At 69.8% G+C, this 22,075-nt stretch carries 25 protein-coding genes; 9 read left to right on the top strand and 16 right to left on the bottom strand.

Going from position 1 to position 22,075, the window contains the following annotated elements:
* Positions 1-31 precede the first annotated feature (31 nt).
* Positions 32-979 (top strand): aldo/keto reductase, encoded by a 948-nt coding sequence (locus ACH4U7_RS35740; protein WP_398531949.1) that lies wholly within the window; start codon positions 32-34, stop codon positions 977-979.
* 57 nt (positions 980-1,036) lie between these two features.
* Here the strand turns inward: ACH4U7_RS35740 and ACH4U7_RS35745 are convergent, their stop codons facing one another.
* Both ACH4U7_RS35745 and ACH4U7_RS35750 read right to left on the bottom strand, forming a co-directional pair.
* On the bottom strand, positions 1,037-1,603 hold the full coding sequence (locus tag ACH4U7_RS35745) for an RICIN domain-containing protein (RefSeq protein ID WP_398531950.1): 567 nt from the start codon (positions 1,601-1,603) through the stop codon (positions 1,037-1,039).
* A gap of 209 nt (positions 1,604-1,812) precedes the next feature.
* Positions 1,813-2,268 (bottom strand): hypothetical protein, encoded by a 456-nt coding sequence (locus tag ACH4U7_RS35750; RefSeq protein ID WP_398531951.1) that lies wholly within the window; start codon positions 2,266-2,268, stop codon positions 1,813-1,815.
* A gap of 23 nt (positions 2,269-2,291) precedes the next feature.
* Between ACH4U7_RS35750 and ACH4U7_RS35755 the strand changes: the two genes are divergently transcribed.
* From ACH4U7_RS35755 to ACH4U7_RS35765, 3 genes are all read left to right on the top strand, one after another.
* Positions 2,292-2,453 (top strand): hypothetical protein, encoded by a 162-nt coding sequence (locus ACH4U7_RS35755; RefSeq protein WP_398531952.1) that lies wholly within the window; start codon positions 2,292-2,294, stop codon positions 2,451-2,453.
* A 76-nt stretch (positions 2,454-2,529) separates the two neighbouring features.
* Positions 2,530-2,964, top strand: a complete 435-nt coding sequence (locus ACH4U7_RS35760; RefSeq protein ID WP_398531953.1) for a hypothetical protein — start codon at positions 2,530-2,532, stop codon at positions 2,962-2,964.
* Entirely contained in the window at positions 2,961-5,276 is a 2,316-nt protein-coding gene (locus ACH4U7_RS35765; protein ID WP_398531954.1) for a tetratricopeptide repeat protein, read from the top strand. Before ACH4U7_RS35760 ends, ACH4U7_RS35765 begins: the two co-directional genes overlap by 4 nt.
* Here the strand turns inward: ACH4U7_RS35765 and ACH4U7_RS35770 are convergent.
* Together ACH4U7_RS35770 and ACH4U7_RS35775 are read right to left on the bottom strand one after the other, a co-directional pair.
* Positions 5,273-5,500 carry a hypothetical protein gene (locus ACH4U7_RS35770; RefSeq protein WP_398531955.1) on the bottom strand — a complete coding sequence of 76 codons (228 nt, stop codon included), beginning with the start codon at positions 5,498-5,500 and terminating at the stop codon, positions 5,273-5,275. The two genes, ACH4U7_RS35765 and ACH4U7_RS35770, sit on opposite strands and share 4 nt — an antisense overlap.
* Positions 5,497-5,760, bottom strand: coding sequence for an ATP-binding protein (locus ACH4U7_RS35775; RefSeq protein ID WP_398531956.1), 264 nt, complete (start codon positions 5,758-5,760; stop codon positions 5,497-5,499). The genes ACH4U7_RS35770 and ACH4U7_RS35775 overlap by 4 nt, the downstream gene beginning before the upstream one ends.
* 374 nt (positions 5,761-6,134) lie before the next feature.
* Between ACH4U7_RS35775 and ACH4U7_RS35780 the strand changes: the two genes are divergently transcribed.
* Positions 6,135-7,025: a helix-turn-helix domain-containing protein gene (locus tag ACH4U7_RS35780; RefSeq protein ID WP_398531957.1), complete on the top strand. Its 891-nt coding sequence runs from the start codon at positions 6,135-6,137 to the stop codon at positions 7,023-7,025.
* Positions 7,026-7,036: 11 nt separating this feature from the next.
* Positions 7,037-7,228, top strand: a complete 192-nt coding sequence (locus ACH4U7_RS35785; RefSeq protein ID WP_398531958.1) for a DUF397 domain-containing protein — start codon at positions 7,037-7,039, stop codon at positions 7,226-7,228.
* Between the two features lie 304 nt (positions 7,229-7,532).
* On the opposite strand, the gene ACH4U7_RS35790 is transcribed toward ACH4U7_RS35785, so the two are convergent.
* The 3 genes from ACH4U7_RS35790 to ACH4U7_RS35800 all read right to left on the bottom strand — a co-directional run bounded on the left by ACH4U7_RS35790 (position 7,533) and on the right by ACH4U7_RS35800 (position 10,765).
* Positions 7,533-8,804 (bottom strand): DUF222 domain-containing protein, encoded by a 1,272-nt coding sequence (locus tag ACH4U7_RS35790; protein ID WP_398531959.1) that lies wholly within the window; start codon positions 8,802-8,804, stop codon positions 7,533-7,535.
* Positions 8,805-9,357: 553 nt separating this feature from the next.
* Positions 9,358-9,738 carry a peptidase inhibitor family I36 protein gene (locus ACH4U7_RS35795; RefSeq protein WP_398531960.1) on the bottom strand — a complete coding sequence of 127 codons (381 nt, stop codon included), beginning with the start codon at positions 9,736-9,738 and terminating at the stop codon, positions 9,358-9,360.
* 175 nt (positions 9,739-9,913) lie between these two features.
* Positions 9,914-10,765 (bottom strand): helix-turn-helix transcriptional regulator, encoded by an 852-nt coding sequence (locus ACH4U7_RS35800; RefSeq protein ID WP_398531961.1) that lies wholly within the window; start codon positions 10,763-10,765, stop codon positions 9,914-9,916.
* 87 nt (positions 10,766-10,852) lie between these two features.
* Here ACH4U7_RS35800 and ACH4U7_RS35805 point away from each other — a divergent pair, with 87 nt between their 5' ends.
* Positions 10,853-11,788, top strand: a complete 936-nt coding sequence (locus ACH4U7_RS35805; RefSeq protein WP_398531962.1) for a glucose 1-dehydrogenase — start codon at positions 10,853-10,855, stop codon at positions 11,786-11,788.
* A 42-nt stretch (positions 11,789-11,830) separates the two neighbouring features.
* Here ACH4U7_RS35805 and ACH4U7_RS35810 read toward each other — a convergent pair whose 3' ends face one another.
* The 3 genes from ACH4U7_RS35810 to ACH4U7_RS35820 form a co-directional block, all read right to left on the bottom strand.
* Positions 11,831-12,856 (bottom strand): zinc-binding dehydrogenase, encoded by a 1,026-nt coding sequence (locus ACH4U7_RS35810; RefSeq protein WP_398531963.1) that lies wholly within the window; start codon positions 12,854-12,856, stop codon positions 11,831-11,833.
* Between the two features lie 136 nt (positions 12,857-12,992).
* Positions 12,993-13,457 carry a MarR family winged helix-turn-helix transcriptional regulator gene (locus ACH4U7_RS35815; RefSeq protein WP_398531964.1) on the bottom strand — a complete coding sequence of 155 codons (465 nt, stop codon included), beginning with the start codon at positions 13,455-13,457 and terminating at the stop codon, positions 12,993-12,995.
* A 306-nt stretch (positions 13,458-13,763) separates the two neighbouring features.
* Entirely contained in the window at positions 13,764-13,925 is a 162-nt protein-coding gene (locus ACH4U7_RS35820; protein ID WP_398531965.1) for a hypothetical protein, read from the bottom strand.
* Between the two features lie 121 nt (positions 13,926-14,046).
* Between ACH4U7_RS35820 and ACH4U7_RS35825 the strand changes: the two genes are divergently transcribed.
* Positions 14,047-14,304, top strand: a complete 258-nt coding sequence (locus ACH4U7_RS35825) for a hypothetical protein (RefSeq protein WP_398531966.1) — start codon at positions 14,047-14,049, stop codon at positions 14,302-14,304.
* A 236-nt stretch (positions 14,305-14,540) separates the two neighbouring features.
* Here ACH4U7_RS35825 and ACH4U7_RS35830 read toward each other — a convergent pair whose 3' ends face one another.
* Positions 14,541-17,066 (bottom strand): ATP-dependent Clp protease ATP-binding subunit, encoded by a 2,526-nt coding sequence (locus ACH4U7_RS35830; protein ID WP_398531967.1) that lies wholly within the window; start codon positions 17,064-17,066, stop codon positions 14,541-14,543.
* 497 nt (positions 17,067-17,563) lie between these two features.
* On the opposite strand from ACH4U7_RS35830, the gene ACH4U7_RS35835 reads away from it, so the two are divergent.
* Entirely contained in the window at positions 17,564-18,214 is a 651-nt protein-coding gene (locus tag ACH4U7_RS35835; protein WP_398531968.1) for an SCO3374 family protein, read from the top strand.
* Positions 18,215-18,227: 13 nt separating this feature from the next.
* On the opposite strand, the gene ACH4U7_RS35840 is transcribed toward ACH4U7_RS35835, so the two are convergent.
* The 5 genes from ACH4U7_RS35840 to ACH4U7_RS35860 form a co-directional block, all read right to left on the bottom strand.
* Complete coding sequence (locus tag ACH4U7_RS35840) at positions 18,228-18,569, bottom strand: Lsr2 family protein (RefSeq protein WP_398531969.1); 342 nt, start codon at positions 18,567-18,569, stop codon at positions 18,228-18,230.
* 210 nt (positions 18,570-18,779) lie between these two features.
* Positions 18,780-19,301: an amino-acid N-acetyltransferase gene (locus ACH4U7_RS35845; protein ID WP_055413989.1), complete on the bottom strand. Its 522-nt coding sequence runs from the start codon at positions 19,299-19,301 to the stop codon at positions 18,780-18,782.
* A gap of 21 nt (positions 19,302-19,322) precedes the next feature.
* Positions 19,323-19,781 (bottom strand): BlaI/MecI/CopY family transcriptional regulator, encoded by a 459-nt coding sequence (locus ACH4U7_RS35850; protein ID WP_398531970.1) that lies wholly within the window; start codon positions 19,779-19,781, stop codon positions 19,323-19,325.
* 58 nt (positions 19,782-19,839) lie between these two features.
* Positions 19,840-20,016 carry a hypothetical protein gene (locus ACH4U7_RS35855; protein WP_179285621.1) on the bottom strand — a complete coding sequence of 59 codons (177 nt, stop codon included), beginning with the start codon at positions 20,014-20,016 and terminating at the stop codon, positions 19,840-19,842.
* Positions 20,017-20,095: 79 nt separating this feature from the next.
* Complete coding sequence (locus tag ACH4U7_RS35860; protein WP_398531971.1) at positions 20,096-21,292, bottom strand: hypothetical protein; 1,197 nt, start codon at positions 21,290-21,292, stop codon at positions 20,096-20,098.
* Positions 21,293-22,075 lie beyond the last annotated feature (783 nt).

Here is a 22,075-nt window from a genome sequence, read left to right on the forward strand (position 1 = left end):
CTCTGCACACTCGCCGGGGAAGGACCGCGCTGTGCCCGAAGTGAACTTCGCGCTCGGAACCATGGGATTCGGTACGAAGGTCGACGCCGCTACGTCGCTGAACCTGCTCGACCGGTTCGCGGACGCCGGCGGGACGCTTGTCGACACCGCCAACTGCTACGCCTTCTGGAACGACCCCAGCGGTCGCGGCGGGCACAGCGAGGAGGTCATCGGGCAGTGGCTGGCCCGCCGCCCCTCCCTGCGCGACCAGATGTACCTGAGCACCAAGGCGGGCGCCCAACCCATCGGCCCCGGCGACTGGCCGGCCAACCGCGAGGGCCTGACGGCGTCAGCGCTCAAGGCCGCCGTCGAGGGCAGCCTGCGCCGACTGGGCACCGACCGGATCGACCTGTACTGGGCCCATATGGAGGACCGTACGACCCCTCTCGCGGAGTCCGCGGAGGCCTTCGGCGCGCTGGTGGCCGAGGGCATCGTGGGGCGGCTGGGGTGCTCCAACCACCCGGTGTGGCGGGTGGAGCGGGCCCGGCAGATCGCCACGGCCAACGGCTGGGCCGGATACACCGCGCTCCAGCTGCGCCACTCCTACCTCCAGCCGCGCCCCGGCGCGCCGGTGCCCGACCAGTCCCACCGGTTCGGCTGGGTCACCGACGAGGTCGTCGACTACGTCGACAGCGAACCGGACCTGTCCCTGTGGGTGTACACCGCCCTGCTGAACGGCTCCTACAGCCGCCCGGACCGCCCCCTCATCGCCGCCTACGACCACCCCGGCACCACCCAGCGGCTGGCGGCCCTGGACAAGGTGGCCGGGGAGCTCGGGGTGAGCCGCAACCAGGTCGTCCTGGCCTGGCTGATCGGCGGAAGCCCGGCCGCCACCCCGATCGTCGGCGTCAGCACCCCGGAACAGCTGGACGAAGCACTCGCCGGAGCCCGTCTGCGGCTGCCCGCCGAACACCGCCGCCTCCTCGACGAGACGGCCTGACGGCCAGGCCGGCCGATGTGCACGGGGCGCTCGCTGTTCCGGCTCGGTGGGCCTCGGTTACTCGGGCGTGCTGACCCACCAGCGCTGCCAGACCGCTCCGCCGCGGCAGCCGACGGTGCGTAGCCCGAGGTCGAAATTGTCGTCCAGGCAAAGCCCGGTGGCGACGTTCTGGTACTCGGCCCAGTGGTCCCAATAGCGGAGATTCCACGCTTGCCAGGGCGTTCCGCCGCCGCAGCCGAAGGTGCGTAGCTTGTGCTCGGGACTGTCGTCCAGGCAGAGCCCGGTGACCACGTTCTGCAACTCGAAGCCGGAGATGTGGTCCCACCCCCTGATCCGCCACTTCTGGAAGTCCTGCTGGTTGCAGCGTTCGGTGCGTACGCCGAACTCCGGGCTGTCGTCCAGGCACCTGCGTGTGGCACTGTTCATCACCGTGGCGATCAGGCCCTGCTCCGCGGCGAGGGGCGCCGCTGTTTCCCCGCCTCTCGGCACCTGTGAAGAGGGATTCTCACCGGCCGATGCGTTCGCCGGAGCCGTGAGGGTCACGGCTCCGGCCAGCGCGAGTGCGCCGAACAGTTTTCCGGTACGCCGCAGCAGCGGGCCGCGAGGTACGTGACGTGTGGCCATAATTCCTCTTTCCATGAGTTTTGCGGCCTCGTTCGCCGCAGCCTCCGCCACCGACGCCTCATCCCCGCCGACCACCGGGAAGATCACCCACCGCGCCGGTACCCGCGCCCTCCGCCCCGACCGAGATCGCTCGTTCAGCTCAACGAGACACCCGGCGAGGGAGAACGGGCCAAGGAAATCGCACAGCGCTACATGTCCCGCCGCCGTAGCTAACAGTCGAACCAGACCACGAGTCGCACATGCTCTGGGCCGTGTAGCTCGGCAAGCGTCCTCATCACGTCCCACACCGGCGCCCAACGGGTCCCCGCCCCGGCAACGGTGTGTCGGCTGAGCGTGCCTGACCGATCGGTTTCGTCCCAGCTGGCAGCCTGCAACTCGGCCCAGTCGATCCACGTCGTTCCGTGCCTGTCCTGTGGTCCGCCCCATGCACTGAACGCGTTCCGCAGTCCGTCCGAGGCGTCCTCCGGCAGACCGCGCCCCTCGGTTAGCGGCCGGAACCCGAAGGAGTTACGGACGCCGAACAGACAGGCGAGGGCGTCATAGGCGTTGCCGGTGTTGAGGAGGAAGAGGTCAATGGCGGCGTACCATTCCGCGTCCTCGTCGTCCTCTCCCCAGATCCGGGCCAAGGGTCTGCACTCGATCATTCCGCTCACGTCGGTGGACATGTCCGCAGTCTGCCGAAAGGACGTTGACCGGCCAGCAGGACGAGCGGTCCGGCACTGGCCAGGACAAGCGCGCGCTCCACTGCGGCCAACAGCGGCCGCCGCGGGTCCCGAAGGTCCGCACGCATGTCAGCAAGCCGCACACCCGGCGCGGCGAAATCCGCCGCCTGCTCGACGAGACCGCCTGACGGCCGGGCCGGCCCACGTATCGTGAAAAGCCGACGTCGGCACGGATGAGCCGGATGACGGGGACAAGGGGGCGGAATGGAGCCGCAGATCGCAGACCTCGCGCGGACGGCCGGGTCCACGGTGGTGGCTCTGATGGCCACCGACGCGTGGCAGCGCGCCCGGGAGCGGATCGTCGCGTTATGGCGCCGGGCCCAGCCGGACCGCGCCGACGGGATCGACGGCGAGCTCGAGACCACGCACGATGATTTGCTGGCCGCGCGTGACGCGGAGGACTCGGAGGACGAGGAGACCCGGCGCGAGCTGAGCGAGGAATGGGCGGGCCGCATGCGGCGGTTCCTCGTCGCGCATCCGGAGTTCGTCGAGGAGTTGCGCCGGATCCTGGACGAGTTGAGCCCGGCCCTGCCGGGCAACGATCAGGCGATGAACACCACCATTCATATGCGGGCCGAAGCCTCCGGCAGCGGCCGGGTCTACCAGGCGGGCCGCGACCAGCACATCACCGAGCGGTGAGCGGCCCGCCTCCCCCGTACGCGGAAGGCCGAGCCTCCGGACACGGACGGGTCTTCCAGTCGGCCGGCGACCAGCACATCACCGAGCACCATCACGCGCACCACTACGCGCCCGGCCCCGGCGCGTCCCTGTTCGCCGGGGCGGCCGCCCCGGGGCCCGGCCCGGACTCCGTACGCGTCCCCCTGGTGGGCCGTGCCCCGGCCGTCCTGAGGGACCGGGCGGACCTGATGCGGCGATTACGTACGGCAGTGGGTGGTGACAGCGGACAGATCCACGTACTGCACGGCATGGGCGGCTGCGGCAAAACGGCGGTGGCCCATGCCCTGTTCGCCGAGGCCGTACGCGACCGGGCCAGGGTCGGCCTCTGGGTCAACGCCTCCGAGCGGCTGTCCCTGCGCGCGGGCATGCTGGCGGTCGCCGCCGACCGGGGCGCGGGCCCCGGCGAGTTGGCCGCCGCGCACAGCGGTCAGCGCGCCGCCGCGGACCTCGTCTGGCACCACCTGGACCACTCCGCCGAGCCCTGGCTCCTGGTGATCGACAACGCCGACGACCCGGCGATCCTGGAGGAGGGCGGCTGGCTGCGCGCCAGCCCGCGCGGCACGGTGCTGGTCACCACCCGCTACGCCACCTCGCGCGCCTGGCGCGGAGCGGTCCTGCACCCCGTCGGGGTGCTGCCCACCGAGGACGCGGCCCAGGTCCTGTGCGACCTCGCGCCCCACGCGGGCACCCCGGCGGCGGCCGAGCAGGTCGCCCTCCGCCTCGGCTGCCTCCCGCTCGCCCTGACCCTCGCGGGGTCCTATCTGCACCACCAGCTACTGGAGTCCTGGTCCATGGACGAGTACCGAAACCGCCTCGAAGCCGACCCGACCGGCCTCATCGACCAGGGCGCGGCCCTGGATTCCGCCCGCCCCGAGTCCCGCCACCTGGTCAGCCGAACCTGGCAGCTGTCCCTGGACGCCCTCGCCGACCAGGGCCTCCCCGAAGCGACGACACTGCTACGGCTCCTGTCCTGCTGGAGCCCGGACCCGCTTCCGCTCGCGGTTCTGTCCCCAGCATCGCTGGGCGCGACGGGCCTGCTGGACGCCGCACGCGTCGAACCGGCGTTGCGGGGGCTGCTCGACCACTCCCTGGCCACGATCGTCTCCGCGCCGGGCGGGTTCGCGGATACGGATGGGGACCAGCCGGTGCGCTGCGTCCAAGTGCACGGCGTACTCCTGGACAGCGTCGCCTCGGGCACCCCCGCCGACCAGCGCCCAGCCCTGACGGAGGCGGCGGCCACGCTGTTGGAGGCGGCGCTTCCGGCGGACGGCGGGGTCGGGGACGGGTTTGTTGCGCTACTTGTGCCGCATGCGGTGCGGTTGCTGCGCGAGGGAGACGTTAGGACGGCGGAACGGGTGGTGGGGTTGGCCGTACGCCTCGCTGAACGCGTTCATGAGACCGGTGACTACTCCGCCGCCCTGGCCCTGGCCCAGGAGGCAGCGGGGGCGGCGGAACGGGTGCTCGGCGCTGAGCACCGGCTGACGTTGAGCGCGCTACAGCGCGCGGGGCGCTCGTTGTTCCGGCTCGGTCGCATCGCGGAGTCGGAGGAGGTTCACAGCCGGGTGCTGCGCGTCCGCGAGCGCGTCCTGGGGCCCGACGACCCCGACACGCTCGAGTCGTGTCACGGGCTCCAGCAACCGCTCTTCAGGTTGGGGCGGCGGGCTGAAGCGCTGTCCTTGCTGCGTCGCGCGGCCGAGGGGCTGCGGAGCGCTTTGGGGGTGGAGCATCCCAGGGCGCTGCGCAGCCGGGCGATGCTGATCGAAGGTCTTGCCGTGTGCAAGGAAGAGGCAGAATTCGACCGGACGTCTCCGCAGACCGTCGAAGACTGCGCGCAGTACCTGGGTTGCGATCACCCCACAACGCTTGCGGCCAGGCATACGTACGCCTTCGGGGTGTCCCGCTTCGGCAGAGCGGAAGAGGCCGAACCACTCGCTCGACGGGCACTGGCCGACCGCGAGCGCATCCAGGGGCGGGCCCACCCCAAAACGCTCGCCGTCACGGCCCTGCTCGGCTACGTCACGGCGTCGCTCGGCCGTTGGGGCGAGGCCATCCAGCTGACTCGACGTTGCATCGAAGCACGGGAGCGAGCACTCGGGCCTGAGCACCCCTTCCTCGTGGAGAACTACTCGGAATTGGCCGACTACCTCGCTCGCGCGGGGCAAACGGACGAGGCCGAAAGACTGGCGCGTGAAGCCTTCCCCCTGTGTGAGCGGATTCTCGGCCCCGACCACGCCGCCACGCTTCGGGTGCGTCAAGTGCTGGCAGGTGACTAACGCGTCCTGCCGAATCGGGCTCGCTCAGCCTTCAACAGCCGCTGGTAGTCCGCGAGCACGCGCAGCATCCCGAAGCCGGTCCCCAGGGGGACCGTCCCGACGACCAACAGCGGCCGCCGCGGGTCACGAAGAGCCGCACGTATGTCGGGAAGCCACACGCCCAGCGCGGCGAACTCGTCCCGAACAATGTCGGCGACCCGCTCACCGGGGGCCTGAGCGGTCACGCCTTGGCCCCCGGCGGGAGGCTGAGCTCGAACCACACGGCCTTGCCCGTGCCGTCGAGTTGTCCGTCAACCGTCAGGCCGCACACATCCGAGAGCGCGGTGACCAGAAATAAGCCGCGCCCGTGTGTGTCGTCGTTCGCCGCGCGGCGGGGTGACGGCAACGCGGGGTCGTCGTCGTGCACCGCGACCCGCACCCGGGTGCACTCGATCGTGGCGGCGAGCCGCACGTCCCCCTTGCCGTGCTGATGCGCATTGGTCACCAGCTCTGATGTGCACAACGCCGCCGTGTCGGCGAGTTGGCCAGCCCGGAGGCCACGAGCAGATTGCGTACGAAGTCTCGGCACAGCCTGGGCGCGATGGGGATGCCGGGGGCGGACAAGGTGTAGTGGTGCGGAAGTTGCTCGGTTCCGCCGATGGAATTCCCGGGGTCAGCCGCGCCCGGCTCTGCATGTACTCCCCATGAGACGCCTCCGTGGCGTTCCGTAGGTGAGGGATCTGACGGATCCCCTACGTGATTCAGCCAACACACACTGCAGGGATAGACTCATCAGATCTGCCACCCACTCCCCATCGAGTGGACCGATACACACACCCACGGGCAGACTGTGGGCGGAACCTCCAGGAGGCCTCTGCCTTGGCACTTCGGACCGTCATCACCGAGCGGCAACGCCGACTCGGTTCAGAACTCCGAAGGTTGCGCGAGCAGGCTGGCTTGTCCATCAACGAGGCAAGCTCGCGGGTCGGCATGGGCGCCACACATCTGAGCCATGCAGAGGCGGCCCGCACCGCGATCGCGCTCGATCGACTGCGCGCCTTGATGCAGGCCTACGGGGTCAGAGATGAGCCCTACGCCGACGCCCTTGTCAGTCTCTCGGAGGACAAGGGCAAGGGCTGGTGGAGCGATTACAGGGGCGGTCTCTCGTCGGCCGCGTTGGACTTGGCCGAACTCGAATCCCGGACCAACAGCATCCGTTCTTACGAGTCACTGTTCATCCCGGGCATCCTCCAACTCGAGGACTACACACGCGCCATCTTCCGAGCCAACGACACTGTCACCACTCCGGAAGGCATCGACGAAGCGGTCAACTTCAGGCTGAGTCGCCAAAGGATCCTCACGAGCGATGAGCCGCCGGAGGTCCACGCCGTGATTCACGAGGCTGCACTACACATGCGATTCGGCGGCGCAGCAGTAGCTCGCAAGCAGCTCCTGCGCCTCGTAGAGCTGGCTGAGCTACCGCACGTGAGGATCCAGGTCCTACCCTTCACAGCAGAGGGGGTGTCCGCCGTGAACACCCCGTTCTGTCTCCTCACCTCACATGGGGGAGCACTTGAGACCGTGCAGATGGATCACGCGGACCAGTCCATGCTTCTGCACACCCCAGATTCGATCGGCCAGTACCAGAAACAGTTCGACCAGCTATGCTCGATCGCTCTTCCTCCGGTGAACGCCAAGGTCACGTCCCTCAATCACGAGGGGTGGGATTCACTGGGGCTGATCCAATACGTCCTCTACAGCCACTATTAGGAATCGCGATCATGCCCATACTCAACTGGCGTAAGTCTTCCTTCAGCACCTCCGGGGCCAACTGCGTGGAACTCGCCACCGCCCACGCCCACATACACATCCGGGAGAGCGACGAGCCCGACACCATACTCCGTACGACCCCCGCCACCCTGCGGCGCTTCATACGGGCCGCGAAGACCGGCGGGCTCGACCACACCATCTGACCCACCCGGGCAGCCGCACGTCCACCTCCGTTCTGTGGAACGGCATTCGGCCCGGGCGGGTGCGGGCATCGTCTCGCGCCTTCGGCGCAAAGCGGGCAGCAGCGCGGACGGAGGGGGCCGGGCCCGCGCTGTGGCCGTCCGGCGGGCTAGTTGGGGCGGGGCGGAGCATCCGGCTGCCGGTGGGCGAAGCGGGTGCCCGGCGCCGATAGGGAATTCCTGTGCCCCCTCCCAGTGGTCCCCGTGTCCCCGCCGGGCGGGACCACCGGGAGGGGGATGGTGGTCGGCTGTCCTGCGGGCTGGGTGACTATTCGCGGTAGTTGTGGGGTGGGTTGGTGTAGGTGTGGCCGGTGGGTGCGGTCCAGGTGGTGACCCCGGTGTCCGGATCCCTGGTGACTCGCCATCCGGGGTGGTGGGTCTTCATCAGGTGGTGCCGTCGGCACAACGGGCCCAGGTTCTCGGGGACGGTCTGTCCCCCGGCCTCCGGATTGTCATGGTCGAAGGGCTGGACGTGGTCAAGGTCGCAGCGGTGGGCGGGCATCTGGCAGGTGGGGAAAGCGCACCGGCCGTCCCGGGCGATCACATGCCGCTCCGTCTCCGCCGTCGGCTTGTACGTCGTCGGGTCCGTCTTGACCAGCATCCCGGTCTTCGGCTCGATGATCAGCCGCCGCCAGATCGTCCCATCGGCGAACGCGATCTCCCGCGCCTGCCCCGCGGTGATCGGCCCGTACCCCTTCAGCTGCGCGGGCTCCTCGCTCTCCCCGATCAGGACATCCAGCGGGACGGTGACCTGCACGATGGCCGCCGACCGGCCACCGGGCGACTGCTCCCCGGCATTGCCGGTGCTGCTGGCCGTGCTGGTGCGGTTGACGACCAGGTCGAACAGGGCGTCCACCCGCTTCTGCTCCAGCGTGCGCCCCTCATCCGGCAGCGTGCCGGCGTGGGCATCAACGGCCTGGTTCATACGGGCGGCCTGCTCGGCGGGCAGGATCGCGCCCCACATGGCCATGCCGTCATCCTGCGGGTAGTGGACCATCTGCCGCTCGCGCTTCCGCTTGCCATGCCGCTCCTCCGCCCCATACGGATCGGCCCGGACGATCTCGCGCCGCAATGCTCGCCGGGTCTGCCCAGTGGCCAGGTCCGGCATTTTCCCGGCGATCGTGGCTTCGACCTGCGCGGCAAGCAGCGGGTCAAGGACGCCACAGGCCTCGGTGACGGCGACGGCCTGCATATAACAGATCTCGCCGCGCTCCAGCAGCCCAAGCGTGGTCGGGTAGTGGCTGTCGAGCTCCCGGGCCACCTGAAGCCGCTTGCCCGCCGTCGTCCCTGACAGCTTCAGCGCACAAGCCACTTCCTCACACGCGAAGTTCCACTCACCCTCGACGCTCTCGTTCCACTGCCCCTCCGGCAACGCCGCCTGCGCATCGCCATCCAATGCCGCCAGGATGTGTACCTGCTGTGCCTGGATCCACGCCACATGCCGCTCCAGGGCCTTGAGCGCGTCGATACGGCCGACATGGGACAGCCTCTCCGGATCCAGCAGCGGCAGCACGACCGCGGTCTGCGGCCCCGGAGCCATGTCGGCGAGGTAAGCAGCCCATTCATCCGGCGTCCCCGGCACCAACACCGAAGCCGAAGCCGGACGAACGGTCTCCGTAGTAGTGGTCGTAGCATTGCCCCCCATGGCGATCACCCCCCAGTGATGCGCTCAACACCCGCCTCCCCAGCGGGTTCAACACCTCCATTCTCGCTCACTCTCCGTGATGCAACCAGGTCGCAGCCCCAATACCATCCCTTCGAGTGACTGTTCGGAACCCGGAACTCCACCCACACTCGCCTGCCGACCACACCCCAACCTCGCCCAGCCAGACGGCCACGGCGCGGGCCCCGCCCCCTCCCTCCCCGCTGCCAGCCGCTTTGCGCCGAAGGCGCGAGACGAAACCCTCACCCGCCCGAACCGAATGCCGCCGAACGACGCGTAGGCAGCGCACAGCGAGGCGGAGCGCACCCACTACCTCTACCGGGCACGCCCCGCCTCGCGCGTCTTCCATCGGCTCCCGCCGTGTTATGCCCTCACCACGCCGCGAGAGACAGAGACAGCGGAAGAGGGAGAGAGCAGACCGCGCCGTGCTCTACTGCGGCTTGAAGGACCGGATCTGGTAGCTGCCCTGCAGGTTGCCGCCCGCGCCGGCGGGCGTGGAGCCTACGCGGGAGTGGTAGTTGGTCTCGGTGTAGTACTGCTTCCGCTGCCCCGTTCCGTTCCACACAGAGCGAACGTTCTGGCCGTTCCGGATGAAGGAACAGTCGTCGGCGGTGTTCGCCTTGCTGGGCTGCGACCACTGACATCGGGTGCCGCCGCCGTCCCAGTCGCTGTAAATGCAGAAGTACCCCGGGGAGCAGCTGAAGGCCGCCGGGCGGGCCGGGGCCGTGGGGGCGGCGGTCGCGGAGGGTGCGGCGCCGAGGGCCGCTACCAACGCGGCCGAGGCGATGGCGAATGAGCGAGCACGAAGCATGACAAGGGCTCCTTCCATACGCGGGTGCCGCGACCGGGCACACCGAGCGCCCGGCGCGGAGCACATGACACTCATCGCAGTGTGCGCGCGTGGCCCAGGCGCATTGCCGGAGTCCTGGTGGAGCACCACTGGAGGGCAGAGCCCGGAGCAGAGCCCGGCAGTCAACAGTCAGCAGTCAGCGGGCCACATCCATCCGCTGGGTGCCGATGACGGACAGCAGCCGCAGCGCCTCCTCGGAGGGCGAGCCGGGGTCGGCGGTGTAGATGACGACCTGCTGGTCCTGGCCGGTGATGGCGAGGACGTCGCAGTTGACGGTGACCGGGCCGACCAGCGGGTGCTGGAAGGTCTTGCACAGCGTTGGCTCGGCGCATACGTCATGGGAGGCCCACAGCCGGGCGAACTCCTCACTCCCGGCAAGGAGTTCACCCACCAGCTCGGTCACCTCGGGGTCGTCGGGGTAGCGGGCGGCGGTGGCGCGCAGCCGCTGGGCCGAGTTGCGGGCGAACGCGTCCGCGTCGGACACCCCGTACAGCCGCTGCCCGTCCCGGTGCGGCCCGAGGAAGACGCGGCGCACGAGGTTGCGGTCGCGCCGCGGGAGGGCGGAGAAGTCCTCCATGAGGGCGGCCGCCAGATCGTTCCAGGCGAGCACTTCGAACGTCGCGGACATCACCGTCGCGGCGGCCTGCGGCAACCGGTGCAGCAGGTCGAGGATGCTCTGCCGCACCTCGCGCGAGGGCCCGGGCAAGGGGCCGGGCGGCGCGCCCGCGAGGTGGTGGAGGTGGTCTCGCTCGGCGTCCGTGAGGCGCAGGGCGCGGGCGAGCCCTGCCAGGACCTCGCGGGACGGACGCGGGGCACGGGCCTGCTCAAGCCGGGCGTAGTACTCGGTCGAGATGAACGCCAGCTGCGCCACCTCCTCGCGGCGCAGCCCCGGGGTGCGGCGCCGCGGCCCGGCGGGCAGCCCCACGTCGGCGGGGGTGATCCGCTCACGCCTGCTGCGCAGGAAGTCCGCCAGTTCTCGTCTGTCCACACCTCCAGTGTGGGCGGATGTCGCGGCGCCGAGCCAGGTACCGCCGGTGCCTGGATAGCCGATACGGCCGGGCGCAGGCTCGCTGCCATGGACAACACACCCGACACCGGCACACCCGACACCGGCACACCCCACGCCGACACACCCGACACCGGCACACCCCACGCCGGCACACCCGACACCGGCACACCCGACACCGGCACACCCCACGCCGGCACACCCGACACCGGGACACCCCACGCCGACACATCCGCCCCCGCGCCCCTGGGCCTGCTGGCCGGCAAGGTCGCGTTCATCACGGGTGCCGGGCGCGGCATCGGCGCCGCCGCGGCGCGGCTGTTCGCCCGGGAGGGCGCCAGGGTGCTGCTCGCGGCCCGTACGGAGGCCCAGCTCAAGGCGGTGACCGAGGAGGTCGGGGCGGCGGGCGGCACCGCGGACTACGCGGTGTGCGACCTGGCCGACCCGGCCAGTGTCCGGGCCGCCGTGGAGCGTGCCGTGGACCTGTACGGCCGCCTCGACGTCGCCTTCAACAACGGCGGGACGTTCGTGCCGCCGGGCCCCATGGACCGGGTCAGCGAGGCCGACTTCGACTACGTCTACGCAGTGAACCTCAAGGGCCCCTGGCTGGCCATGGCCGCCGAGGTCGACGCCATCCGGGCCACCGCCGGGACGGGCGCCATCGTCAACAACTCCAGCGTCGGCAGCCTCAGGGGCAACCCCGAGCTGCCCGCCTACGGCGCGATGAAGCGGGGGCTCAACAGCCTCACCGAGTCGGCCGCCGTCACCTACGGCCCGGAAGGCATCCGCGTCAACGCGATCGCCCCCGGCGGCACGGCGACCGAGATGATCCGCACCTGGGAAGCCGAATCGCCCGGTCTCCTCGAACGCATCACCGCGCGGACCCCGCTGCGCCGCCAGGCCGACCCCGACGAAGTCGCCCAGGCCGCCGCCTGGCTGCTCAGCGACCGCGCCTCGTACGTAACCGGCGCGATCCTGCCGGTCGACGGCGGCGCGCGGGCCTGAGTGGTCCGTTCCGGAAGTCCTTCGGGGGTTGAGCACGCGACTTCATGAGGCGGTGAGGACGATCTTGCCCGTGATCTCCCTGCGTTCCAGAGCGGCGTGTACGTCGGCGGCCTTTGCAAGCGGGTGGTACGCGGCGACGCTGGGCTCGATCCCGCCCGTGTGGGCCAGGGCGAGCAGCCGCGCCAGGCCGGCGCGGTACCAGTCGCGGTTCGCGTTCAGCTCCTTGGGGAGCATGCACAGGGCGGTCCGTCGACCGGGGCGCATGTTCATCAGCTTGACCCGGGCGGCGCCGCGGATGGTGTCGCCGATCATGTGGCCTGGGCGGCCGACGAAGGCGTAGCTGACCAGCACGCCGCCCGGGGCGAGAATCCGGTAGCTCTTGGCGAGGTTGGCGCCGCCGATGTGGTCGAACACCGCTTGTATTCCGTGGGGTTCACGTTCGCGGATGACGGTCTCGAAGTCCTGGCGCCGATAGTCGATGTGCTCGACGCCGTACCGGGCCAGACGCTCTGCGCTGCCAGGGGCGGAGGCGGTGCCGTACATCCGCAGCCCGCTGCGGCGACCGAGCTGGCTGAGCGCCTGGCCGACTCCGCCGCCGGCCCCCTGGATCAGGACGGTGCCGCCGCGGGCCACCCGAGCGTGCGTCTCCAGCACGCTCAGCGCCGTGAGGTAGTCCAGCGGCACCGCCGCCGCGAGGTGCGGGTCCAGTCCGTCGGGGAGCGGCACCAGCAGCCAGTCCGGGAGCACGGCGTATTCGGTGTAGGCCCCCATCTTGGGCAGGGCGGCAGCCACCAGCGTGCCTGGCGCCAAGCCCTCGCCGTGGGTGTCGACCACCTCGCCGACCAGTTCGTAGCCCGGGCTGAACGGCACCTTGCGCTGCAGGAGGTACTCGCCGGCCCGGGCCATCAGGTCGGTGAACCCCACGCCTGCGGCGAGCACCTTCACCCGCGTGTGGCCCGGGGGTGGGGCGGCGACAGTCGTCTCGACCTCGCGCAGCTCCTCGACGCCGCCGAACCGTTCCACGACGATCCGCCGGTTGGGGACCGTCTCGTATTCCTGGGGTGCCATAGCTCTTGTGTCCTCCGTGTCGGGGCGACGCCGACGATGATCAACGTCGCGTCATTCAATGTCGCGTCATTAGATTACACGACACATATTGCCTGCGCGAGGCAGCTGAGGGAAGCAGCTCCATGCGGCAGCCGGACTACGCCACGGGGCGCCCCGCTCGGCGGGCCACGGCGTCGCCCGCACTCTGGCCCTCCACCAGCGAGCGCAAGAACCCCAGCACGCCGTCCAGGTCGTGCCTCGCACCGGCGGCCTCGATTCCGCGATGCAACTCCGCCTCGGCCCCGGCCACTTCACGCGCGATCTTGCCGCCCGCCTCCGTCAGCGTGAGCTCCACCTGGCGCCGGTCCTGACTGCTCGGGACCCGTCGCACCAGATCGGCCGCCACCAGCCGGTCGACCAGTCGGCTCGGGTTGCTGCCGCTCTCACAGACCAGCAGTTCGCCAAGCCCGGACATGGTCAGCGGCTGCCGCTCCGCGAGCAGACGCAGCACCTCCGCCTGCGCCGGGGTGACCCCTAGCGGGCGCAACGCCCGGGCAAGGCGCAGATTGCCCTCTCGCTGCGCGGCCAGAATCAGGTATCGGACCTCTTCGACCGGCTCCATGACAGCATCCCCTCGCAGTGCAGAACAGGGCGATTACGTTACACGACATCGATTGCCTGAACCCGGGTGCCACCGCTTTCTATGCCGGGCGGACTTCCGGCCTGACCAGGCCCCGCTATCCGGGTGTCCGACTGAGTACCCGCAATTGATACAGCCCGGGAGCCGGGGAGGGCGGCCGGCCACGAATCCGCGGATGTGCGGGCAGATCTGCGCACAATCGATCTCACCCGGGAACCGAAGATCCAGCCGCCGCAGAAGCCCTCGCACCGGATGCTCATCGACGGCAGGGCGGACATCCGTACCGGACTATTGCGTGAGCCCGCGCCGGACGCGATCGATTTCGCGCACCGGACCTTCCAGGACTACCCGCACCGGACCTTCCAGGACTGCGTGCAGCGGGCCTTCCAGGACTATCTGAGCGCGAGAGCGGCCGCCGAACGGCATGATTTCGACTTCCTGATCGAACACGACCACGAGGACGACCGGGAAGAGGTGATCAGAATGTCGCCTGGGCGCACCGCTATACCCGGGATCCGGTCCGCCCGACCGCCTTGGAACGGGCTCGGGGCTTGGCTGGATCAGCCCTATCGTGCTGGAAATACTGCCCGATCCGACAGTTGTCCCGGACAAGGAAGCGCACCGGCTGCGGGACCGCACTTCCTGGGCCATACGCTCCGTGCTCGCCATGGCCTGGCAGCGTTATGACACCGACCGCTACGCGGATGAAATCATCGCCCATCTCGATGAGCGGGAACTCGACTTTCCGGTGTCGAACCTGCAAGAGCCGCACGACGCCGACGTGACCGGGGTCCCCGAGGGCGTACAGGTCATCGTGACGCGGCCCTGAGGGGTTCTCGCCCCGAGGGCCGACCCAAACGCGCCAGGGCCCCAGGAGGGCTTCCAGGGGCTTTTACGGGCCCCCTGCCCGCCCTGCTCGGCAATGGGGCCCTGCAAGGGCCTCAAGGCCGCCTCCAGAGACCCTTGGAACCCCGCTTGAGCACGTCGAGCAAAAAGGGCTGCCCCGGACCGTTCACACGGTCCGGGGCAGCCCCTGGGCGCTGTGCGCGACTCCCGGGCGGGAGGTCACGCCTCCTTGCTGAGGTTCGGGCCCGCGCCGCCTGCCGCGGACTCGATCGGCGGGGTGTCCGGCAGGGCCGACTTCTCCTCGCCGCGGAAGGTGAACTTCTTCTCCTCACCCTCACCCTCGGTGTCCACGACCACGATGTGACCGGGGCGCAGCTCGCCGAAGAGGATCTTCTCCGACAGCACGTCCTCGATCTCGCGCTGGATGGTCCGGCGCAGCGGCCGGGCGCCCAGCACGGGGTCGTAGCCCTTCTTGGCCAGCAGCTTCTTGGAGTCGCCGCTGAGCTCGATGCCCATGTCGCGGTCCTTGAGCCGCTCGTCCACCTTGGCGATCATGAGGTCGACGATCTGGATGATGTCTTCCTCGCTGAGCTGGTGGAAGACGACCGTGTCGTCGACGCGGTTGAGGAACTCGGGCCGGAAGTGCTGCTTGAGCTCCTCGTTGACCTTCGCCTTCATCCGCTCGTAGCCGGTCTTCACATCGCCCTGGGCGGCGAAGCCCAGGTTGAAGCCCTTGGAGATGTCCCGGGTGCCGAGGTTGGTGGTCATGATGATGACCGTGTTCTTGAAGTCCACGACCCGGCCCTGGGAGTCGGTCAGGCGACCGTCCTCCAGGATCTGCAGCAGCGAGTTGAAGATGTCCGGGTGGGCCTTCTCGACCTCGTCGAAGAGGACCACGGAGAACGGCTTGCGGCGCACCTTCTCGGTGAGCTGGCCGCCCTCCTCGTAGCCCACGTATCCGGGCGGGGAGCCGAAGAGCCGCGAGACGGTGTGCTTCTCACTGAACTCCGACATGTCGAGCGAGATCATCGCGTCCTCGTCGCCGAACAGGAATTCGGCGAGGGTCTTGCTGAGCTCGGTCTTACCGACACCGGACGGGCCCGCGAAGATGAACGATCCACCGGGGCGCTTGGGGTCCTTCAGACCCGCACGCGTGCGCCGGATGGCCTGGGAGAGCGCCTTGATGGCGTCCTTCTGGCCGATGACGCGCTTGTGCAGCTCGTCCTCCATGCGCAGCAGGCGGGAGGACTCCTCCTCGGTGAGCTTGAAGACCGGGATGCCCGTGGCCGTGGCCAGGACCTCGGCGATCAGCTCCTCGTCCACCTCGGCGACGACGTCCATGTCGCCGGCCTTCCACTCCTTCTCGCGCTTCGCCTTGGCGGCCAGGAGCTGCTTCTCCTTGTCGCGCAGGCCCGCGGCCATCTCGAAGTCCTGCGAGTCGATCGCGGACTCCTTCTCCCGGCGCACATCGGCGATCTTCTCGTCGAATTCGCGCAGGTCCGGCGGTGCGGTCATGCGGCGGATACGCATCCGGGAGCCGGCCTCGTCGATCAGGTCGATCGCCTTGTCCGGCAGGAAGCGGTCCGAGATGTAGCGGTCGGCCAGAGTGGCGGCCGCGACCAGGGCGGAGTCCGTGATGGAGACGCGGTGGTGCGCCTCGTAGCGGTCCCGCAGGCCCTTGAGGATCTCGATGGTGTGCGGCAGCGACGGCTCGGCGACCTGGATGGGCTGGAAGCGGCGCTCCAGGGCAGCGTCCTTCTCCAGGTACTTGCGGTACTCGTCGAGCGTGGTCGCGCCGATGGTCTGCAGCTCGCCGCGGGCCAGCATGGGCTTGAGGATGCTCGCGGCGTCGATCGCGCCCTCGGCGGCACCCGCACCCACCAGGGTGTGGAGCTCGTCGATGAACAGGATGATGTCGCCGCGGGTGCGGATCTCCTTGAGCACCTTCTTCAGGCGCTCCTCGAAGTCACCGCGGTAGCGGGAGCCCGCGACCAGGGCGCCCAGGTCGAGGGTGTAGAGGTGCTTGTCCTTGAGGGTTTCGGGCACCTCGCCCTTGACGATGGCCTGGGCCAGGCCCTCGACGACCGCCGTCTTGCCGACGCCGGGCTCGCCGATGAGGACCGGGTTGTTCTTGGTGCGGCGCGAGAGCACCTGCATGACCCGCTCGATCTCCTTCTCGCGCCCGATGACCGGGTCGAGCTTGGATTCGCGGGCGGCCTGGGTGAGGTTGCGGCCGAACTGGTCCAGGACGAGCGAGGTGGAGGGGGTGCCCTCCGCCGGGCCGCCGGCCGTGGCGGCTTCCTTGCCCTGGTAGCCGGAGAGCAGCTGGATGACCTGCTGCCGGACCCGGTTCAGATCGGCGCCCAGCTTCACCAGGACCTGGGCTGCGACGCCCTCGCCCTCGCGGATCAGGCCGAGCAGGATGTGCTCCGTGCCGATGTAGTTGTGGCCGAGCTGAAGGGCCTCGCGGAGCGAAAGCTCCAGGACCTTCTTTGCACGGGGGGTGAAGGGAATATGACCGGACGGGGCCTGCTGGCCCTGGCCGATGATCTCCTCCACCTGCTGGCGGACCGCCTCGAGCGAAATCCCGAGGCTCTCCAGGGCCTTAGCGGCGACACCCTCACCCTCGTGGATCAGGCCCAGGAGGATGTGCTCGGTGCCGATGTAGTTGTGGTTGAGCATCCGGGCTTCTTCCTGAGCCAGGACGACAACCCGCCGCGCGCGGTCGGTGAACCTCTCGAACATCGTTAATCGCTCCTCAGAGCGGTCAGGCAGTAAGGGGGCGCTCCCCTCTCTGTCCTTCCGCAGCTTAGTCCCGCAAGCGGGGACCGCTCATTCCAACTGCCGACACCCGTCCGGATCACCCCCGCTCTTGCGAGGAAGGCAGCGCTGCCCCCTTTCCCCGAACAGCCGACAACAGCTCCAACCCGATGGTGCGAGACGATGTTCCCGCAGGCCAGGCATCTACGCTCGCCGCCACTACGCCCGTGGCGAACGCGATCGCTTCCCGGCCCGTGGACCGCCCCTCCCACTAGGCATGTCTTACCCGCATGGGCTGACACTCCATGCGGCGCGAGCGGGTTCCCTCCGCTACGGGCGAACAACCTTGCGCCCGTTCACCACTCCTGTAGACCCCTTGGCCGATACGGAACGCATCTCCGTCGCGACACTGCGCAATCGGGGCGCGCGTCACTGTACGTGACCTCACGTAACTTTCGAAGAGGGACGCAGTTGCTCCGGGCATGGCCCTCACGACCCGGGACATCCCTGTCCCGGCAATCCCTGCCCCGGACATCCGTGCCCTGGAGATCCCGGCCGCGCCCGCCACGCCCGGCGCCCCCGGGGCGTGGGCTCAGTGGTACGAGGGCGGGCTGGGATGGCCGACGACCGGCAGCGATCCCGTCGAACTGCTCACGGGGGTGCGCTTCGACGTGCTGGAGCTGCCGGCCGACGCCGGTTTCGCCTTGCTGCGGCGCGTACCGCGGACCGGTCCGGTCGCGGTGGAGGGCCCCAGAATGCGGCTATTGGTGGCCGCGGGCAGCGCCGACGAGCTGCCGGGGCTGCTCGACTGGCTGGAATGGGGCGAGGTCCCCCTCGATCTGACCGCGATCGGTGCGGGCGGCCGGATCATCGCGCCTTGTCCCCCCTCCCGGCCGTTTGGGACGGCACTCGGGGAGCCGAGCCCGCAGGAGGCCGCCGTATGGCTGCGACCTCCCGAGCCGGGGAGTGAGGTGGAGCCGATGCTGCCAGTGGCAGGGTTCGGGGGCGATGGGGACGCCCCCGATCTCGTACGGCTCGTGGGTGCGGCGGCCACTGAGTGCCACCGTGCCCGGTTGTTGCGCGGTCGGCTCTTGCCGGGACAGCGGGGAGCCCGGCGAGCCGGAGAAGCCTGAGAAGGTGACGCGCTCAGGCGTTCGCCTTCTCGTACGCCTCACGCACAGTCGCCGGAACACGCCCGCGGTCATTGACCTCGTAGCCGTTCTCCTTGGCCCAGGCGCGAATCTTCGCGGTGTCCTGGCTGCCACCGGTCGTCGCACGCGCCGCCGCCTTACCGCGAGCAGCGGCCGCCCGGCCACCGGTACGACGGCCACCCTTGGTGTAGGGCTCCAGGGCGTCACGGAGCTTGTCCGCGTTGTCCGTGGTGAGGTCGATCTCGTAGCTCTTGCCATCCAGTGCGAACGTCACAGTCTCGTCCGCCTCGCCGCCGTCGAGGTCGTCGACAAGAAGGACCTGAACCTTCTGTGCCATGGGGTTCCTTTCCGAGAAACCGGGGAGCTCGGGCCGCAGCGTTAGGCGCTGATGTCCCCACCCCCCAGGTAATTACACTACGGGAGAATAGGAAACCGCTTTTCCGGGAAAAACACAAACCCCCGGGGAAGGTTCGATCGATGGACCGCACGGGAACCATCTGTTCCGGAGCTATGTGATAGGGGAGCGATTCGGACATAGGGACCGCGATCACAGTTGCAGAAGCATCCGGCTGTTGCCAAGGGTGTTCGGCTTCACCCGTTCGAGACCAAGGAACTCCGCGACGCCCTCGTCATAGGAACGCAGCAGCTCGCTGTAGACATCACCGTCGACCGGCGTCTCGCCGATCTCCACGAAGCCGTGCCTGGTGAAGAAGTCGACTTCGAAGGTGAGGCAGAAAATGCGCCGTACGCCGAGCCAGCGCGCCGTTTGCAACAGCTTGTCGAGCACCAGGTGGCCTACACCACTGCCCTTCACGGCGGGATCCACGGCGAGAGTGCGAACCTCCGCGAGGTCTTCCCACATGACATGCAGTGCCCCGCAGCCAATGACCTCCGCGTCGCCGTCCCGCTCCGCCACCCAGAACTCCTGGATGTCCTCGTAAAGCGTCACCGTCGCTTTGTCGAGGAGGATGCGATCGGCCACGTAGCTGTCGATGAGGCGGCGTACGGCCGGCACATCAGAGGTCCGGGCACGTCTGACGGTGACTGCTTTAGATTGAGCCAAGGACATGCTCGGACGCTATCGCCGGTGTCATCGCCGCGACTCACCGGGGCTCTCACCGGGCTCTTCGAGTTGAACGACACGCATCGCATCTCGCAGCGCATCTCGCTGCTCTTCGGACATCATCCCGAAGAACGCGACGAGCGCGGCGGCCGGGTTGTCACTCGCGGACCATGCCTCGTTCATCAGTGCGGCCGAGTAGGCGGCGCGGGTGGAGACCGCGGCATATCGATAGGCGCGCCCTTCCACCTCACGGCGCAGCCAGCCCTTCTGATGGAGGTTGTCCATTACGGTCATGACCGTCGTGTAGGCGATCGAGCGTTCCTGTTGAAGGTCTTCCAGGACTTCCCGGACCGTGACCGGGCGGTTCCACTTCCACACCCGCGTCATGACCGCGTCTTCGAGATCTCCCAATGGCCGAGGCACACGTGAATAATAGTGGGAGATGTCTCGAATGTCGGGTTCATGCGCGCGAAAAGGGGCGCGCATCCCGAGACGATGTCATCCCGGGACGCGCGGCCCCAGACACCCAGAGGCTTCGGGCGGATCAGGAAGCGCTGGACCGCGCCTGCTGCTCGGCCTCGGCGCGGGCGATCGCCGCGTCCACCGCGGCGTCTTCCTTGGCCTTGTTGGCACCGCCCTGGCTCTTCACGATCGTCACAATCAGCGCGGTGAAGGCCACGGCCATCACCACGGGCGGGACCAGCGCGGAGATGTAATCCATGGCTGTCGCTCCTTCTGGCTCGACGAGCTGACTCGAGCCGACTCGAGACCTCCAGATTACAAAGTGCCCCGGCCCCGGCTCAGGCCGGGACCCGCCCGAGCCGGGAGTCGCCTTCCGGCGGCTGGGCCGGGCGGCGGCGCTTAGGCGGGAAGACCTCCGCCGGGGTGGGCACCGGCCGGCCCGGGCGCGGCGCCCTGCGGCCCGGTTCGGCGCGCCCCGGTTCACCACGCTTGGGTTCGCCGCGCGGCGGCTCGGCGCGTGTCGGCTCGGCGCGTGTCGGCTCGGCGCGCTTGGGTTCGGCGCGCTTGGGTTCGGCGCGCTTGGGTTCGCCTTTCTTGGGTTCGCCTTTGCTGGGTTCGGCTTTCTTGGGTTCGCTCTGTTTGGGCTCGTCCTTTGCCGGTTCGCTTTGCTTCGGCTCGCCCTGCTCGGGCTTCTCGCGCCCGGGGTCGGACCGCTTGGGGTCGGACCGCTTGGGGTCGGACGGCTTGGGGGCGGCTTGTTTCTGCTCCTCGCGCTTCGGCTCCTCGCGATTGGGGTCGGCCAGCACGGGATCTGCCGACTTGGGGGCAGCGCGCTTGGGCCCGGCTTGTTTCGGCTCGCCCTGCGCCGGTTCGCCGTGCCCGGGCTCCTCGTGCCCGGGCTCCTCGTGGCCGGGCTCCTCGTGGCCGCCGCGGTCGGGGGCGGACGGCTTCCTGCGCGGCTCCCGTCCGGGTTCGCCGTTCTTCTGCGCCACCCGGGCGCCGCCCGCGGGGGCCCCGCCGGGCAGCACCTTCAGCCGGACCGCCGGGGATCGGCCCTCGCGGGCCCGCAGGGCCCCCGCCGCGCGCTCCGCGAGCCGGGTCCGTACGCCCCGCTCGGCAAGCCGCTCACAGTGGCGCAGCAGGGCGCGGCGCCGCTCGGCCTCGCTGGTCCCGGCGGCGGACCGGCACAGCTGGCGCAGCGCCGCCAGGTCCTCCGGAAGCGGCTCGTAGCCGGCCGCCAGGACGCCTTCGAGCTGGTCGAGATAGCCGACGGCGGCGCCGGGGAGGGCGGCGCGGTAGCGGGCGAGCTCGTCGAGCAGAAAGGCTCGCAGCCGCCCGCCCTCGCGGACCGCTTCGTCCACGGCCTCGGCGAGGCGGAGGCAGTCCTGGACCTCCTCCGTCCGGTCCGGGCCCCCGTGGCCGGGGGAGAGTGTGACGGGATGGGGCTGGAGGGCGATGGCGAGGGCGCGTCGGAGCACACGCAGCTCATCCGCACTGAACGCCATTCCGCCGCGGGATCCATATGGCGTGGGCATGGGCCGACTTTAAGTGCTAAGCGGACAAAATTCGCTGAGCGCGGGGCGGTGTGGCGCGTTGCGGAAAGGTGCGATGCGTTACGGAATGGGATGGGCCGCACGGCAGGCGCGGGAGGGTGCCTACGGGGCGCCGGAAGGCACCGCGGGCGCGACCGCTCCGGCCGGTCCGCCCGGACCGGCGGCCTGGCAGACGGGCGAGCGGCAGGCACGGCGGGACAGCCGGCACGGCAGCCCGGCGAACGGCAGGCACGGCAGGCACGGCAGGCACGGCCCGAGGACGGCGAGGACGGCCCGAGGGCGGCGGGCGCGGGCGAACGGCGGACCGGCGGACTGCGCCCGCACCAACCGCAGGCGCAAGCGCCACAACCAGCCCAGCAGGCACGGCAGCCTGGCAGACGGGCGAACAGCAGGCACGGCAGCCTGGCAGACGGGCGAGCAGCAGGCGCGGCAGCCCGGCGAACGGCAGGCACGGCCCGAGGACGGCGGCCACGGGCGAACAACGGCCCGGCAGACTGCAGCCGCGAACCAACGGCAGGCACAGGCGGACGACGGGCGCGGCCGGTCCGGTCGGCACGGCGGCCCGGCAGACGGGCGAACAGCCGGCGCGGCAGCCCGGCGAACGGCAGGCACGGCCCGAGGGCGGCCCGGGGACGGCCCGAGGGCGGCCCGGGGACGGCGGGCGCGGACGAACGGCGGCCTGGCGAATGGCAGCCGCGCACCAACCGCAGGCGCGAGCGCCACAACCGGCCCGGCAGGCACCGCAGGCACGGCCCGGGGACGGCC

Origin of the sequence: Streptomyces sp. NPDC020845 (assembly GCF_044334165.1) — a bacterium.
Lineage (GTDB): Bacteria > Actinomycetota > Actinomycetes > Streptomycetales > Streptomycetaceae > Streptomyces.

Excerpts from the sequence above, each read along its gene's own strand:
- ACH4U7_RS35805 (WP_398531962.1), top strand. The coding sequence starts at position 10,853 with ATGGACAACACACCCGACACCGGCACACCCGACACCGGCACACCCCAC.
- ACH4U7_RS35845 (WP_055413989.1), bottom strand. The coding sequence starts at position 19,301 with ATGTCCTTGGCTCAATCTAAAGCAGTCACCGTCAGACGTGCCCGGACC.
- ACH4U7_RS35795 (WP_398531960.1), bottom strand. The coding sequence starts at position 9,738 with ATGCTTCGTGCTCGCTCATTCGCCATCGCCTCGGCCGCGTTGGTAGCG.
- ACH4U7_RS35835 (WP_398531968.1), top strand. The coding sequence starts at position 17,564 with ATGGCCCTCACGACCCGGGACATCCCTGTCCCGGCAATCCCTGCCCCG.
- ACH4U7_RS35750 (WP_398531951.1), bottom strand. The coding sequence starts at position 2,268 with ATGTCCACCGACGTGAGCGGAATGATCGAGTGCAGACCCTTGGCCCGG.
- ACH4U7_RS35745 (WP_398531950.1), bottom strand. The coding sequence starts at position 1,603 with ATGGCCACACGTCACGTACCTCGCGGCCCGCTGCTGCGGCGTACCGGA.
- ACH4U7_RS35760 (WP_398531953.1), top strand. The coding sequence starts at position 2,530 with ATGGAGCCGCAGATCGCAGACCTCGCGCGGACGGCCGGGTCCACGGTG.
- ACH4U7_RS35840 (WP_398531969.1), bottom strand. The coding sequence starts at position 18,569 with ATGGCACAGAAGGTTCAGGTCCTTCTTGTCGACGACCTCGACGGCGGC.
- ACH4U7_RS35850 (WP_398531970.1), bottom strand. The coding sequence starts at position 19,781 with ATGCGCGCCCCTTTTCGCGCGCATGAACCCGACATTCGAGACATCTCC.
- ACH4U7_RS35810 (WP_398531963.1), bottom strand. The coding sequence starts at position 12,856 with ATGGCACCCCAGGAATACGAGACGGTCCCCAACCGGCGGATCGTCGTG.
- ACH4U7_RS35790 (WP_398531959.1), bottom strand. The coding sequence starts at position 8,804 with ATGGCTCCGGGGCCGCAGACCGCGGTCGTGCTGCCGCTGCTGGATCCG.
- ACH4U7_RS35860 (WP_398531971.1), bottom strand. The coding sequence starts at position 21,292 with ATGCCCACGCCATATGGATCCCGCGGCGGAATGGCGTTCAGTGCGGAT.
- ACH4U7_RS35785 (WP_398531958.1), top strand. The coding sequence starts at position 7,037 with ATGCCCATACTCAACTGGCGTAAGTCTTCCTTCAGCACCTCCGGGGCC.
- ACH4U7_RS35855 (WP_179285621.1), bottom strand. The coding sequence starts at position 20,016 with ATGGATTACATCTCCGCGCTGGTCCCGCCCGTGGTGATGGCCGTGGCC.
- ACH4U7_RS35815 (WP_398531964.1), bottom strand. The coding sequence starts at position 13,457 with ATGGAGCCGGTCGAAGAGGTCCGATACCTGATTCTGGCCGCGCAGCGA.
- ACH4U7_RS35830 (WP_398531967.1), bottom strand. The coding sequence starts at position 17,066 with ATGTTCGAGAGGTTCACCGACCGCGCGCGGCGGGTTGTCGTCCTGGCT.